The sequence below is a fragment of the Cocleimonas flava genome (genome assembly GCF_004339015.1).
GTDB lineage: Bacteria > Pseudomonadota > Gammaproteobacteria > Thiotrichales > Thiotrichaceae > Cocleimonas > Cocleimonas flava.
This window is the reverse complement of sequence record NZ_SMFQ01000002.1, coordinates 610,317-624,522: the sequence shown is the minus strand read 5'-3', so window position 1 is coordinate 624,522 and position 14,206 is coordinate 610,317. Positions and strand designations below refer to the sequence as shown.

The window sequence follows — 14,206 nt, the reverse complement described above, 5'->3', positions numbered from 1 at the left end:
GGGAATGTTTCAGAAGTGAATGCATTTCCCCTATTTAATTTCTGAGGAAATAGACATGGCTATTACAGCTACAATGGTTAAAGAACTCCGTGAGCGCACTGGCGCTGGCATGATGGAGTGCAAGAAAATGCTTACCGAAACAGGTGGCGATATGGAAGCTGCAATCGACTTGATGCGTAAATCAGGTGCGGCTAAAGCTGACAAAAAAGCAGGTCGCGTTGCTGCTGATGGTACGGTTGTAATAACAGTATCTGAAGATGGTAAAGAAGGCTCTATCGTAGAAGTTAACTGTGAAACTGATTTTGTTGCTAAAGATGAGAATTTTGTAAACTTCTCTAATGCAGTTGGTGCGCGTGTACTTGCTGATAAGCCAGCTGATATTGAAGCATTGTCTGCAATGCCATTGGATTCAGGCGAGACTGTTGAAGAAGTACGTGCAAACCTAGTTGCTAAAATTGGCGAGAATATGCAAGTTCGTCGTTTTGAAGTACTTACTTCAGACGCTGGCCAGGTATATGCATACAGCCACGGTGTTCGTATCGGTGTTGCAGTAGCAATGACTGGTGGTGACGAAGCGCTTGGTAAAGACGTTGCTATGCATATCGCAGCAAGTCGTCCAGTTTGTGTTTCAGAGAAAGAAGTTCCTGCTGAAACGCTTGAGAAAGAGAAAGAGATTCTTATCGCTCAAGCAGAAGGAAGTGGTAAGCCAATGGAAATCATCGAGAAGATGGTTGAAGGTCGTATGCGTAAGTATCTGGCTGAAATAACTTTAGTTGGTCAGCCATTTGTAAAAGACCCAGATCAAACAGTTGGTCAATTATTAAAAGCTGCCGGCGCAGAAGTTACTGCATTTGTTCGCTACGAAGTGGGCGAAGGCATAGAGAAAAAACAGGAAGATTTTGCGGCAGAAGTTATGGCGCAGGTGAAAGGAAGCTAAACTAATGTTTCATTAGTTGGAAAAGGAGCGTTTACGCTCCTTTTTTTTGCCTAAGATTTATGTATTTAAACAGCTTTTTTCTGATTATGGTTAATTATTAGAAAAAGTGCCTCAAAGTAGGGGGGGTGACTAGGGATTTTTTTGTCGAGTCTTTAAGGTTTGAGTCCCTGTTTAGTTGGTGTCGTCTGTTTTTCTAATACGAAAGTGATTGTTAATAAATAAGTCTTAAATACTAAACTAATTTTATCAGGCGTTTTTTGCACAAATTGTGCAGAAATACATCATGGTAACTATTCATATAATTGTGTAGTCTATGCAAAAATTAAAAGGAGCTGAGCTACTATGAACCAAAACTATAAAAGAATCTTACTAAAGCTGAGTGGCGAAGCTCTTATGGGTCAATATGAATTCGGAATAGATTCCGATGTGCTGGCTCAAACGGCTACAGAAGTTGTGAAACAGCAGCAATCTGGTACACAGGTAGCGTTAGTTATCGGCGGTGGTAACATTTTTAGAGGCGCAGGTCTTGCACAAGGTGGAATAGATCGTGTAAGTGCTGATCAGATGGGAATGCTGGCTACAGTAATGAATGCTCTGGCTATGCAGGATGCAATCAAAAAGCAGGGTGTAAATTGCCGTGTTATGTCTGCGCTAAAGATAGATCAGCTGGGTGAAGAGTATTCTGCGCTTAAAGCGCGTGAGTTTTTATCTGAAGGTGAAGTGGTAATTTTCGCTGCAGGAACGGGTAATCCATATTTCACTACGGATACTGCTGCGAGCTTACGCGCAATTGAGATTGAAGCTGATTTGTTGCTAAAAGCGACTAAGGTTGATGGTATCTACGATTCTGATCCGATGAAGAATCCAGATGCGAAACGCTATGATCAACTGGGTTTTGATGAAGCAATCGCTAAAGAGTTAGGTGTAATGGATCTAACCGCAATGGTATTATGTAGAGAGAATAAAATGCCGTTATGTGTGTTTAATATGTTTGAAACAGGTGCGTTGGATAAGATTGTGAATGGAGATAAAGTCTCTGGCACACTTGTAATACCTGAATAACGGCGTTTAAATATAAAAGAAAATATCGTAAATATTAGAAGATAAAAGAACAAGTAGGGACTGAACATGATTAATGACATTATCAAAGATGCTGAAACAAGAATGAAAAAGAGTATTGATTCTTTAAGAGGCGAGCTGGCGAAGGTTAGAACCGGGCGTGCTCATCCAAGTCTTCTTGAGCATATCATGGTTGATTATTATGGAAGCGACACACCATTAAGTCAGGTGGCAAGCATTGGTGTTGAAGATGCGCGTACATTAACAGTAACGCCTTGGGAGCGTCCAATGGTACAGGCTGTTGAAAAAGCTATAATGAATTCTGATTTGGGTTTGAACCCGAATTCAGCAGGTACTGTAATTCGTATTCCTATGCCTCAGCTAACAGAAGAGCGTCGTCGTGACTTGGTTAAAGTTGTTAAGGGTGAAGGTGAAAACGGTAAAATTGCTGTTCGTAATATTCGTCGTGACGCAAATTCTGATTTTAAGATGTTAGAAAAAGAAAAAGAAATATCTGAAGATGAAGAAAGAAGAGGTCAGGAAGAAATTCAAAAATTGACAGATAAGTACGTTAAAGAAATTGATGATGTGGTTGCTATCAAAGAAGAAGACTTGATGAAGGTTTAGTACCTTCATTTCCTTGATATGACTGATCAATTAACAATTCCTCGCCACATTGCCATTGTCATGGATGGTAATGGCCGCTGGGCAAGAGCAAAGCATCGACCACGTTTTATGGGTCATAAAAAAGGTGTGGAAGCGGTTCGTGATATTGTAAAAGCGTGTGCTGAATTAAAGGTTGAGTGTCTGAGCTTATTTGCTTTTAGTAGTGAAAACTGGAAGCGCCCGGAAGAAGAAATTTCAAATTTAATGTCTTTGTTTATGCTGGCATTGGAGCGCGAAGCAAAAGCCTTGGCCAGAAATAATGTGAAACTCCAGATTGTTGGCGATCTCGAGCAGTTTTCTGAAAAATTACAGAAAAAAATTAAGCAGGTCGAGCAACTCACTGCTGATAGTGATGGCTTGAAACTGATCGTTGCTGCTAATTATGGTGGTCGTTGGGATGTGACTCAGGCGACTAAATCAATTGCTCAGAAGGTTGTTGATAAAGATCTAAAGATTGACGAAATTACCGAAGACGATGTCTGTGAAAATATATCTACGTATGGAATTCCAGACCCTGACTTATTTATCAGAACCGGTGGTGAAAAACGCATTAGTAATTTTTTGATATGGCAAATGGCTTATACAGAACTCTATTTTACAGATGTCTTATGGCCAGACTTTGATGCAAATGAGTTAAATTTAGCGATAGAAGATTATTCCTCTCGACAGAGACGTTTTGGTAAAACAAGCGAACAAGTGATTGCAGAAAAAAATAGTGCTGATAAAAGTGTCTCTGAAAAAAATGATTAGATTGATGAGGTTAAATAATGGATTCAGTGCTTAAGCAACGACTTATTACTGCCTTTGTATTAATTGCTGCAGTTTTTGTATGTGTATTACTGTTACCAAATGTTTGGTTTGCAGTGGTAGGGTTGTTGGTTTTTGTCAGTATCAGTGGTTGGGAATGGTCGCGTTTAGTCTCTTTAGAGAATTTTCATCGTGGTTTGTATGTGGCTTGGTTGTTATTACTGTCTTATCTCCTCTATCGCTGGAGTGACTTCCGTTGGTTAGCCATGGTGCTTGGTCTTGTTTGGTGGGCCTTTGTGCTGGTTCTTCTGGCTATTTATGAGCAAGGAACGACTCTCTACAAAGAAAATAAATGGTTATTAAGGGTTGCTGCGTTCTTTGTGCTGATTCCTGCCTGGGTCGCATTAATAAGCTTGCACCAGCTTCATCCATCTTTGGTTATCTATCTCATAGCATTGGTAGCTATGGCAGATAGTGGTGCGTATTTCGCAGGAAAAGCATTTGGTAAAAATAAACTCGCTCCTGAGCTAAGTCCGGGGAAAACCAGAGAAGGTATGTTGGGAGGGCTCTTAGGTGCTACAACTTTATCTATTTTTGGTGCATGGTATTTTGAATTGCCTGTTCAAGACTGGGTATATTTTATCTTGCTCTCAATGGTCGTGGCAGTTATGTCGGTCGCTGGCGATTTGTTTGAAAGTCTAATGAAGCGAGAAGTGGGGCTAAAAGATTCGGGGAATATTCTTCCGGGGCACGGCGGTATTCTAGACAGGGTCGATGGTCTGCTCGCTGCACTTCCGATATTTGCCATGGGGATTTTCTGGGGCGCAATTCAAGTATGAATTCTAAAAAAGGAATTTGTATTTTAGGGTCTACAGGAACTATTGGCGTAAATACTTTAGATGTTATCTCAAGACATTCAGATGATTATCAAGTCATTGCTCTTACTGCTAACGAAAGTACCGATGATTTAGAGAAACAGTGCATAGAATATCAGCCGCTTTATGCTGTCATGGTTAATGAAGAGAAAGCTGAGCTCTTGCATAAGCGTCTTGCGACTGCAGGTATTTCCACTAAAGTTTTAGCAGGTAAAGATTCTTTAGAAGTTGTTTCAGCGCTAGATGAAGTTGATTATGTTATGGCAGCAATTGTAGGCGCTGCTGGGTTATTGCCTAATTTGGCTGCTGCAAAAGCGGGCAAACGCATTATGCTCGCGAATAAAGAGTCTTTAGTGATGTCAGGCGCTTTGTTTATGGATACTGTGCATAAATATGGCGCAGAGTTGCTGCCTATAGATAGCGAGCATAATGCTATTTTTCAATCAATGCCTCCTCTGGTAAATGGTTTGCACGCAAAATCCGGCGTTACTAAGATATTGTTAACAGGGTCTGGGGGGCCGTTTCGTCAGAAAACACTAGAATCTCTGGTTAGCGTAACGCCTGAACAAGCTGTTGCTCACCCTAACTGGGTAATGGGAAGAAAAATATCCGTAGACTCGGCAACAATGATGAATAAAGGTCTGGAAGTCATTGAGACTTGCTGGCTGTTTGATGTTAAAGAAGATCAAATTCAAGTGGTTATTCATCCAGAAAGCACGATACATTCCATGGTTTCATACAATGATGGGTCTGTGATTGCCCAGCTTGGAAATCCAGATATGCGCACCCCCATTGCCTATGCACTGGGTTATCCAGAGAGAATTGAATCGGGCGTAGAGCAGTTGGATATATTCGATGTTGCTCAGTTGAATTTTGAAAAACCTGATTTTGAACGATATCGTTGTTTGCAATTGGCTTATGATGCACATCATGCAGGTGGCTATGCGACAATCGCTTTAAATGCAGCGAATGAAATTGCGGTTGAGGCTTTTCTGGATAATAAAGTCAGATTCACAGATATACCGCCCATCATAGAAAACGCACTGGAACAGGCTTCATCGGGGACACCAACTAATTTAAATGATATACTTGATCAAGATTTAGTCAGTCGAAAACATGCAAAGAGCTACATCAAAGGGTTGCAATAAAAAAATAATTAAACCTTTTAGTTATGTTTTTCTTGAAACTTATCCTATTTTTTTACTGACTAACCTTACATAATTTTTCTACAGAATTAAGTTTACAAACTATGACAATATTAATTTCGGCTTTATCTTTCCTTGTTGCTATCGCTATCCTTGTAGGGATACATGAATTCGGACATTTCTGGGTTGCACGAAAACTAGGAATCAAAATTATTCGTTTTGCCATCGGCTTTGGTAAACCAATCTGGACTTACAAATCCAAAGATAAAGATAAAACAGAGTATGTTTTAGCTGCAATACCCATGGGCGGCTATGTGAAAATGCTCGATGAGAGAGAAGGTGATGTGGCTAAAGAAGAAAAGCATCGCGCTTTTAACACTCAGCCTGTCTGGAAGCGTTTTTTAGTCGTTCTCGCTGGCCCTATGTTTAATTTCTTTTTTGCTATTGCCGCATTTGCTGCAATTCAAATGATGGGTATTGAGTCTGTTAAGCCGTATGTTGGTGATATACAGGCAAGTACCCCTGCCGCACAATCTGGGTTTGAGAAAAAAGATCTAATCACAGGAATAAACGATATACAAACTGATTCTATGCGTCAGGTTCGTTTAACCTTATTGAATGAATACCTGAAGAACCCTCAATTAAAGGTTCATGTAAAAACAGAGTCAGGAAGTACGGCTACAAGAGACCTGGACTTAAGTGATATTTTGTTGCTAGAGGATGAAGGAGACTACTTTGCTAAAACTGGCATGGGATTTTGGCAGCCTCCGCACGCAACCATTATAAATACGGTTGTTCCAGGTAAGCCTGCAGAGCAGGCTGGTTTAATGGTAAAAGACAAAGTGATTACGGTTGATGGTAATCCAGTTGTTTCTACTGAATATTTTTCTAAGTACATTAGTGGGCATGCTGATAAACCAGTAGAGTTACTGATAGATAGGCAAGGGGAACAGAAGACTCTAGTCCTTACGCCTAAGTTAACAGAAATCGAAGGACAACAGCGTGCTTTGATTGGTGTAGGTCTTGCTCGAGAATTTGATGAGAAAGAAGTAAACGACCTGTTCTTTATTAGAGAAGCGCCTTTCTTTGAAGCTTTGCAATCCGGGGTTGTAGAAACCTGGGATATGTCGATAATGACATTAAAAGTGATGGGGCGCCTGATCACGGGTGAAGCGTCACTTAAAAACATCTCTGGTCCGATTACCATAGCCAATTATGCGGGAAAAAGCGCGTTAATCGGATTTTCTGCCTTTCTGACACTATTAGCTATTGTAAGTTTAAGTCTTGGGGTGCTAAATTTATTGCCTATACCTATGTTAGATGGTGGTCACTTGCTTTATTACATCATCGAACTGGTCAAGGGAAGTCCAGTTTCAGAACGGGTAGAAGCTATTGGAATGCGCATAGGGATGAGTGTGGTAGGTGTTCTAATGGTAGTGGCTATATATAATGATATTGGTAGACTTATAAACTAATTATAAAACGAATTATAAATAGACCGATTAAAATAAGATTAGGGTTAATAATATGAAAAAACAGGTACTTCAAGCCTCATTGGCGGGCTGTTTATTTGCAATAAGTCATGGTGCATGGGCTGATAGTTTCGTTCTTAACGATGTTCAAGTAAGTGGCTTAGAAAGAATAGCAGCTGGGACTGTTTTAAGTAATGTTCCTGTCCGGGTTGGTGAAAAATTCGATGACAGAATGACTGCTGATCTTGTACGTTCTCTTTATAAAACAGGTTTCTTTGATGATGTAAAAGTCAGTCGAAGAGGTAATGTGCTTTTAGTGAAAGTGCATGAGCGTCCTGCTGTTGGTGATATCACTGTAACAGGCAATAACGCAATTAAAGATGACGCCTTACTAGCTGCTTTAAAGCAAGCCGGAGTTGCAAAAGGAAGACCTTTAGACAAATCTGCGCTTAATCGCATTCAACATGAAATAAAGCAACAATATCTTGCTCGTGGAAATTACGGAGCGGATGTTGCAACGAATATAGAAAAATTACCGAGAAACAGAGTCGCGGTTAAAATAAAAGTGACTGAAGGTGCTGTCGCTAAAATCAAGCGCATTAAAATCAGCGGTAATAAAGCATATTCTGAAGCTACTTTAACCAAGTTATTAGAATCTGGCCCAAAAAGTAAGTTCGCCTTATTTAGCTCTAAAGATAAATACGCTAAAGAAAAGCTAGTGGGTGATATTGATACATTAACGTCTTTTTATCGTGACCGTGGTTATTTGAATTTTGAAATTGTATCTACTCAGGTTTCACTTTCTAAAGATAAAAGCGCAGTTTTCGTAAATATTAATATCAATGAAGGCGACCAATATCGAATTGGTAAAGTCAATGTGGCTGGTAACTCAGGTATCAGTAGCAAAGAATTGAGTAAATTGACCTCATTAAAAGAAGGTCAGGTATTCTCACAAACAAAACTCGCCGAAACCCGTAATAATCTGAAAAAGAGAATGGGTGAAGATGGCTTTGCTTTCTCAAGAATTGGTGTTTTACCACAAGTTGATAAAGTAAATAAGCGTGTTAACCTGGTTTTCCAGGCCGAGAAAGGTCAGCGCACATACGTTAGAAGAATTAATATCCGCGGTAATTTCCGTACTAAGGATGAAGTTTTCCGTCGTGAGATGCGCCAGTTAGAAAGCTCTTTCTTGTCTAAAGAAAAAGTAGATCGATCAAAAGTGCGACTTCAGCGTTTGCCTTATGTTGAAAGCGTAAAAATCAATACATCGCCTGTTGCTGGTAGAAGTGATCAGGTTGATTTAGATGTAATCATCAGTGAGCAATCTTCAAATCAATTTAATGCAGGTTTGGGTTATTCTCAGAGCAATGGTTTGCTATTTAATATTGGTGTATCACAAAACAACTTTATGGGTACCGGCAAGAGTCTTTCTGTTGCAGGCTCTAAGAGTGACTCAACCAAGAATTTCCGTCTAAGTTATAACAATCCTTACCATACAGTTGATGGTGTAGGTCGTGGTTTTAACGTGTATCTAGAAGAAGATGATGCAGACGAAGATGATATCTCAGACTACACCAGTAAAACCTTTGGTGCAGATATAAACTACACCATTCCACTTACTGAAGAAAACTCATTACGTTTCAGTATCGGTGGTGAGCATAGAGAGATAGAAACAACCGATTCTTCACCTGATCACGTTACTGATTTTATTGCGAAAAACGGTGATAGCTACGACAATATTCTAGGTAAGTTGAGCTATATTCATGATACTCGTGATCGTTTCTTGTTCCCTACTACAGGTGTAAGACACAATATTTCGCTTGAAGTTGGTTTGCCAGGAAGTGATCTCGAATACTACAAGTTAAGATACCGTGGCTCATCGTATTTCCCTGTGAGTGAGAATATTACTTTTGCAATAAAAGGTGGTATTCAAACGGGTGACGGTTATGGTGACTCTTCTGAACTACCTTTCTTTGAAAGGTTCTACTCAGGTGGTATCAGTACAGTTCGCGGGTTCGAAAATAATAGTTTAGGACCACGTGACTCGAATGATGACCCAATGGGTGGTTCTTTTGCTGTAGATGCAAGAGCAGAACTTCAATTTCCAGTACCTTTTGCTTCAGATGTGAAAGGTTTACGTATGAGTGCGTTTGTTGATGCAGGTAATGTGTACACTGACTACGACGCATTTGAAGTCGATGATATTCGTTATTCTGCTGGTTTAGCTGCTACATGGATGTCTCCACTAGGTCCATTTACTTTAAGTTATGCAAAACCTCTTAATGCAAAAGACGGAGATGATGAACAAGAAATTCAATTCTCAATTGGTGCAAGCTTCTAACAAATTTTGAGCATGTGCTAGGACAATTTCAACATTGTAAGATGCATATTGGTTTACAGAGTAACGAATAATGAGAGTTACTCTGTAAAAAACAATGCACACCTAGTACAATTCGTCTCATGTTAAGAGATAAGCTTATATATAGAATCAATAAAGGCAGTAAACGCTTGGCGTTTATTGCCTTTGTTTTTTGTGCGCAACTGTTTGTTGGTAGCAATTTGTTTGCGAAAGAATTTGTATCGGTAGGCGTTGTCAATGTTACTTTCTTAATGGAAAAAGCACCTCAGTCAGAAGTGGCGAGTGCCCAATTGAAAAGTAAATTTTCTCCTCAAGAACAAAAGCTGGCTTTAGAGCTCGATGAATTGAATAAGTTAGAAATTGAGCTAGAGAAAATAAAGAAATCCAAAAAAAATCTGAATCTGCAGCGTCAAAAAGAACAAGAACTCCGCTCTAGAAAACGTATCCGTAGCCGGTCACTTCAGGACTTTAGAGAAGAACTTCGTTTCGCTCGTGATTCCGCCTTAGATGATGTCCAAAAAGAAGTATTCAAAGCTATTGATGAAGTCAGAATTCAGCAAAATATAGATATCGTGTTGCAGGATTATGTTTCTGCGAGCCAATCAGTCGATATCACTCCTTTGGTACTAGAGTATTTAAAGAATAAACTGGATGGTACACAAGCTCGAAGTACTGCGGAAAATAAGCCGAAATGAAGGTTAATTTAGAACGCCTAGCCGAATTGACAGGCTCAAAGGTTAATGGCGATAAACTTCTTGAAATCAATGCGGTTGCATCTTTGCAAGATGCAGGCCAGGGGCAAATTAGTTTTGTCAGTAATCCCAAGTACATATCCGCTCTTGAGAGTAGCAATGCATCGGCAGTGATTCTTTCGCCAGAACTGGCAAAAGAATACGAGGGTAATGCGCTCATTAACAGTGATCCGTATCTTACTTTTGCTAAAGTACTCAAAATAATTTACTCAAAAGAAAAGTTAGCAGGCTTTATTCATCCTACTGCCATCATTCATGAGAATACTAAAATCGCCGCTGATGTGAATATCGCAGCTAATGTGATCATAGAGTCAGGGGTTACAATAGAAAAAGATACGCAGATAGGAGCAGGTAGTTATATCGGTGATGGCTCGCATATACAAGAAAATGTAGTCATTAATCCCAATGTAACCGTGTATTCTGATACTAATATTGGAAGAGACTGCATCATTCATTCAGGAGCGGTCATAGGTTCCGATGGATTTGGTTTTGCGCCGACTAAAGGTAAAAGCTGGTACAAAATCCCCCAGATTGGAAATGTGATCCTTAAAAATGATGTAGAAGTCGGAGCAAATTGCACAATCGACCGAGCTGCGTTAGGCGCAACAACCATTGGAGAAGGCGTCAAACTAGATTGTCAAATACATATTGGACACAACGTTACCATTGACGATTTTTCGATTATGGCTGCTGGCACTGTAGTAGGTGGAAGTACTTCTATTGGTAAGCGTTGTCAAATAGGCGGCGCATCAGCCATATCAGGTCATTTAGAAATCGCGGATGATGTTGTTATCACTGGTAAATCAATGGTAATAAAATCGATCAAAAGTGGGGGGGTGTATTCTTCTGGGATACCATCTGATGCTAACTCTAAATGGCGTCGTAATGCTGCCAGATTTAGACATTTAGATGAGATGGCTAAAACAATCAAAGAGCTTGAAAAAAAGCTGACTATAACAACGACAAAAAGCGAGTAAAACTGATCATGACTGAAAGTAACAGCAGCGTACAAGAAACCGTTATGGATGTTAATGAGATTAGAAAGTTTCTTGCTCATCGTTATCCTTTTCTATTAGTCGATAAGGTTGTGCAACTTGAACCTGGGCAATCCATTACTGCGATTAAAAATGTAACGATTAACGAACCCTTTTTTAATGGGCATTTTCCAGAGAAACCCATAATGCCCGGAGTGCTTATTGTAGAAGCAATGGCACAGGCAACCGGTCTGCTAGGTTTTAAAACGATGGGTGATGACCCGCAACCTGATTTATTGTATGTTCTGGCAGGCATTGATAAAGTCAAATTTAAGCATCAGGTTGTACCTGGCGATCAATTGGAACTTTATGCAGAGATCATCCGTCATAAAGGACCTATGTGGATCTATAAAACAGAAGCACGTGTAAACGGAGTTGTAGTGACTTCAGCCGAAATTAAATGTGTAGCAACGAAAACAGAAAAGTAATGAGCATTCATCCAACAGCAATAATAGATCCCTCAGCCGAGTTAGCCGATGACGTAGAAGTTTCCGCTTACGCCGTCATTGGGGCAGGCGTTACAATAGATAGTGGCACATGGATTGGTCCGCATGCGGTTATCGAAGGCCCTACGACCATTGGTAAAGAAAATCGAATATTCCAGTTTGCTTCTGTGGGTGCTGAGCCACAAGATAAAAAATACAAAGGCGAAAATACGACACTGATCATAGGTGATCGTAATGTGATTCGTGAAAGCTGTACCATCAATCGCGGAACAGCACAGGATATTGGTTATACCGAGATTGGTGATGATAACTGGATCATGGCCTATGTGCATATTGCCCATGATTGCGTCGTAGGCAATAGCACTATTTTTGCGAATAACACCACACTTGCAGGTCATGTCACAATTCATGATTTTGCCATTTTGGGTGGTTTCACACTGGTACATCAATTCTGTCATGTGGGTAAGCATTCATTTACTGGAATGGGAACAGCGTTAGGCAAAGACTTACCTCCTTTTGTGATGGCAACAGGTGCGCCAGGAATACCTCGTGGAATCAATAACGAAGGGCTCAAGCGTCATGGCTATAGCTCTGAGGAACGCGCGAACCTCAAGCAAGCGTATAAAAAACTCTACCTGAAAAATTTATCATTATCGGACGCTATTGCCGAGTTAGAAAATGCTGAAGATTCTCACACCAAGTTGATGGCTGAATTTTGTCAACGCAGCCAAGCCGGGCGTGGAATTATTCGTTAAGGACTGAGGGTATTAATTATATGCAAAACTATAACTTGTCTTTTTGCTCCAGTTCGAATGATCTCAAATCGTTGTATAGAGTAACTATGCGCCTTTTGCGATTATTCGGGCTGAAACAAAAGTTCAGCGTCTACTTTCGCATATTATTAAATCCTAAGTCCTGATGCGGATCGCAATCATAGCCGGCGAGGCTTCCGGTGATATTCTAGGTGCGCGTTTAATAGAAGCACTCAAAGTCCATTACCCGCAAGCCACATTCGAAGGTATTGCGGGTAAGGAAATGCAGCAAGCAGGTTGCACCACAATGTACGCGATGGATCGATTGTCACTGATGGGATTCAGCGAAGTACTGCCTCGATATCTTGAATTAACTAAATTACGCAATGGATTGATAAAGGACTGGATTGCAAATCCACCTGATTTATTCGTAGGCATCGACGCGCCAGACTTCAATCTGAAAATAGAAAAGAAACTCTACCAGGCCGGGATTCCAGCGGTTCATTACGTAAGCCCATCTTTCTGGGCGTGGCGTGAGGGTCGTGTAAAGAAAATGGTGAATGCGATGAGTTTAATGCTCACCCTTTTCCCTTTCGAAGTCGACTTCTATAAAAAACACGGTATTAGAGCAGAATTCACTGGGCATCCACTGGCTGATGAAATCCCTGTTGATGCAGAACCGATAGTTGCCAGAGAGCAACTAGGTTTAGCCAATGATGCATTTATTCTGGCAGTTCTCCCCGGGAGTAGGATGGGCGAGATAAAACGAATCGCGCCTGATTTTCTTAAAGGCTTGAAGTTGATTTATCAGAAGCACCCAGATTGGACATTTGTCGCACCTTTGATCAATGAAAAAGTGAAGCAAGAATTCGATAACTTAAAGCAGGAAATTGCACCTGAAGTGCCGATTACCTATATCGATGGACAATCACGCCTTGTGATGCAGGCGGCAGATCAAATTTTAATGGCTTCAGGTACCGCTGTATTAGAAGGGATGTTGGTTGGCAGGCCAATGGTGGCGGCTTATCGTGTTACGCCTACTACGGCTAAAATAATACGTTTATTCAAGATGATTAAGTCGAAGTACTATACTTTGCCAAATAACCTCGCCAATGAATTTCTGGTACCAGAATTGATACAGGAAGATATCACGGCGGATAAGGTCTTTCACGAAGTAGAACAACAGTTTTTGCAAGATGAAGCTCAGAGAAGTCACATGCTGAATCGATTCGATGAAATCCATAAGCAACTATCACAAGATGCCAGCAAAAAAGCAGCGCAAGCTATATATAATTTGTTGCAAGACACAAAAGCCGAAGGAGTAAACTCTTGAGTATAAGGTTCGTAGCAGGTGTTGATGAAGTAGGTCGCGGTCCTCTAGCCGGAGCAGTAGTTGCGGCAGCGGTTATTCTTGACCCGAAAAAGCATATAGAAGGCCTCGCCGATTCGAAAAAGCTTAGCGAGAAAAAGCGTAACGAACTGAATATAGAAATCAGAGAAAAAGCACTTTGCTGGTCTTTAGGCAGAGCAGAAGTCGACGAAATAGATGATATTAATATCCTTCAGGCAAGTTTACTGGCGATGAAACGCGCTGTTGAGGGGCTATCTATTCTGCCTGACCACGTCAAAATCGATGGCAATAAAGGCATTGATATGGATATCTCGATGGAGACCATTATCAAAGGTGATTCTAAAGTTGCCTCTATCAGTGCGGCTTCGATTATTGCGAAAGTAGCCCGTGATAAAGAAATGACAGAGCTTGATCTTCTGCATCCAGAATACGGATTTGCTCGTCATAAAGGTTATCCTACAAAACAACATAGAGAAGCGTTGATCAAGTATGGCGCTTTAAGCGAACACCGCAAAAGTTTTAAGCCAGTTAAAGAGGCTTTGGAATGCAGGGTTCAGCAGAACTAACAATGAAAAAATAATCGGCAGATTATTCCTAACTTATCAATACTT

At 40.5% G+C, this 14,206-nt stretch carries 14 protein-coding genes; all 14 read left to right on the top strand.

All coding sequences use genetic code 11. The features are described 5' to 3' along the window. The first annotated feature begins 55 nt into the window (after positions 1 to 55). On the top strand, positions 56 to 937 hold the full coding sequence (gene tsf / locus EV695_RS02865) for a translation elongation factor Ts (protein ID WP_131904399.1): 882 nt from the start codon (positions 56 to 58) through the stop codon (positions 935 to 937). A gap of 342 nt (positions 938 to 1,279) precedes the next feature. Next, complete coding sequence (pyrH, locus tag EV695_RS02860; RefSeq protein ID WP_131904398.1) at positions 1,280 to 1,999, top strand: UMP kinase; 720 nt, start codon at positions 1,280 to 1,282, stop codon at positions 1,997 to 1,999. 66 nt (positions 2,000 to 2,065) lie between these two features. Further along, on the top strand, positions 2,066 to 2,623 hold the full coding sequence (gene frr, locus EV695_RS02855; RefSeq protein ID WP_131904397.1) for a ribosome recycling factor: 558 nt from the start codon (positions 2,066 to 2,068) through the stop codon (positions 2,621 to 2,623). Between the two features lie 18 nt (positions 2,624 to 2,641). Beyond that, a complete protein-coding gene (locus tag EV695_RS02850; protein ID WP_131904396.1) occupies positions 2,642 to 3,412 on the top strand; it encodes an isoprenyl transferase in 771 nt (256 codons plus the stop codon). A 17-nt stretch (positions 3,413 to 3,429) separates the two neighbouring features. After that, complete coding sequence (locus EV695_RS02845) at positions 3,430 to 4,248, top strand: phosphatidate cytidylyltransferase (RefSeq protein WP_131904395.1); 819 nt, start codon at positions 3,430 to 3,432, stop codon at positions 4,246 to 4,248. Further along, entirely contained in the window at positions 4,245 to 5,432 is a 1,188-nt protein-coding gene (ispC, locus tag EV695_RS02840) for a 1-deoxy-D-xylulose-5-phosphate reductoisomerase (RefSeq protein ID WP_131904394.1), read from the top strand. Before EV695_RS02845 ends, ispC begins: the two co-directional genes overlap by 4 nt. 101 nt (positions 5,433 to 5,533) lie before the next feature. After that, on the top strand, positions 5,534 to 6,904 hold the full coding sequence (rseP, locus tag EV695_RS02835; protein ID WP_131904393.1) for an RIP metalloprotease RseP: 1,371 nt from the start codon (positions 5,534 to 5,536) through the stop codon (positions 6,902 to 6,904). Between the two features lie 52 nt (positions 6,905 to 6,956). Continuing rightward, the gene (gene bamA, locus EV695_RS02830; RefSeq protein ID WP_131904392.1) at positions 6,957 to 9,242 is read left to right on the top strand and encodes an outer membrane protein assembly factor BamA; all 2,286 of its coding nucleotides are present in this window, start codon (positions 6,957 to 6,959) and stop codon (positions 9,240 to 9,242) included. A gap of 119 nt (positions 9,243 to 9,361) precedes the next feature. Continuing rightward, positions 9,362 to 9,955, top strand: coding sequence for an OmpH/Skp family outer membrane protein (locus tag EV695_RS02825; protein WP_131904391.1), 594 nt, complete (start codon positions 9,362 to 9,364; stop codon positions 9,953 to 9,955). Then, positions 9,952 to 10,989: a UDP-3-O-(3-hydroxymyristoyl)glucosamine N-acyltransferase gene (lpxD, locus tag EV695_RS02820; RefSeq protein ID WP_131904390.1), complete on the top strand. Its 1,038-nt coding sequence runs from the start codon at positions 9,952 to 9,954 to the stop codon at positions 10,987 to 10,989. The genes EV695_RS02825 and lpxD overlap by 4 nt, the downstream gene beginning before the upstream one ends. Before the next feature lie 8 nt (positions 10,990 to 10,997). Next, a complete protein-coding gene (fabZ, locus tag EV695_RS02815) occupies positions 10,998 to 11,474 on the top strand; it encodes a 3-hydroxyacyl-ACP dehydratase FabZ (protein ID WP_243651445.1) in 477 nt (158 codons plus the stop codon). Next, complete coding sequence (gene lpxA, locus EV695_RS02810) at positions 11,474 to 12,247, top strand: acyl-ACP--UDP-N-acetylglucosamine O-acyltransferase (RefSeq protein ID WP_131904389.1); 774 nt, start codon at positions 11,474 to 11,476, stop codon at positions 12,245 to 12,247. The genes fabZ and lpxA overlap by 1 nt, the downstream gene beginning before the upstream one ends. 163 nt (positions 12,248 to 12,410) lie before the next feature. Next, positions 12,411 to 13,577 carry a lipid-A-disaccharide synthase gene (gene lpxB / locus EV695_RS02805; RefSeq protein ID WP_165874599.1) on the top strand — a complete coding sequence of 389 codons (1,167 nt, stop codon included), beginning with the start codon at positions 12,411 to 12,413 and terminating at the stop codon, positions 13,575 to 13,577. A 2-nt stretch (positions 13,578 to 13,579) separates the two neighbouring features. Beyond that, complete coding sequence (gene rnhB, locus EV695_RS02800) at positions 13,580 to 14,161, top strand: ribonuclease HII (protein WP_207906972.1); 582 nt, start codon at positions 13,580 to 13,582, stop codon at positions 14,159 to 14,161. Positions 14,162 to 14,206 lie beyond the last annotated feature (45 nt).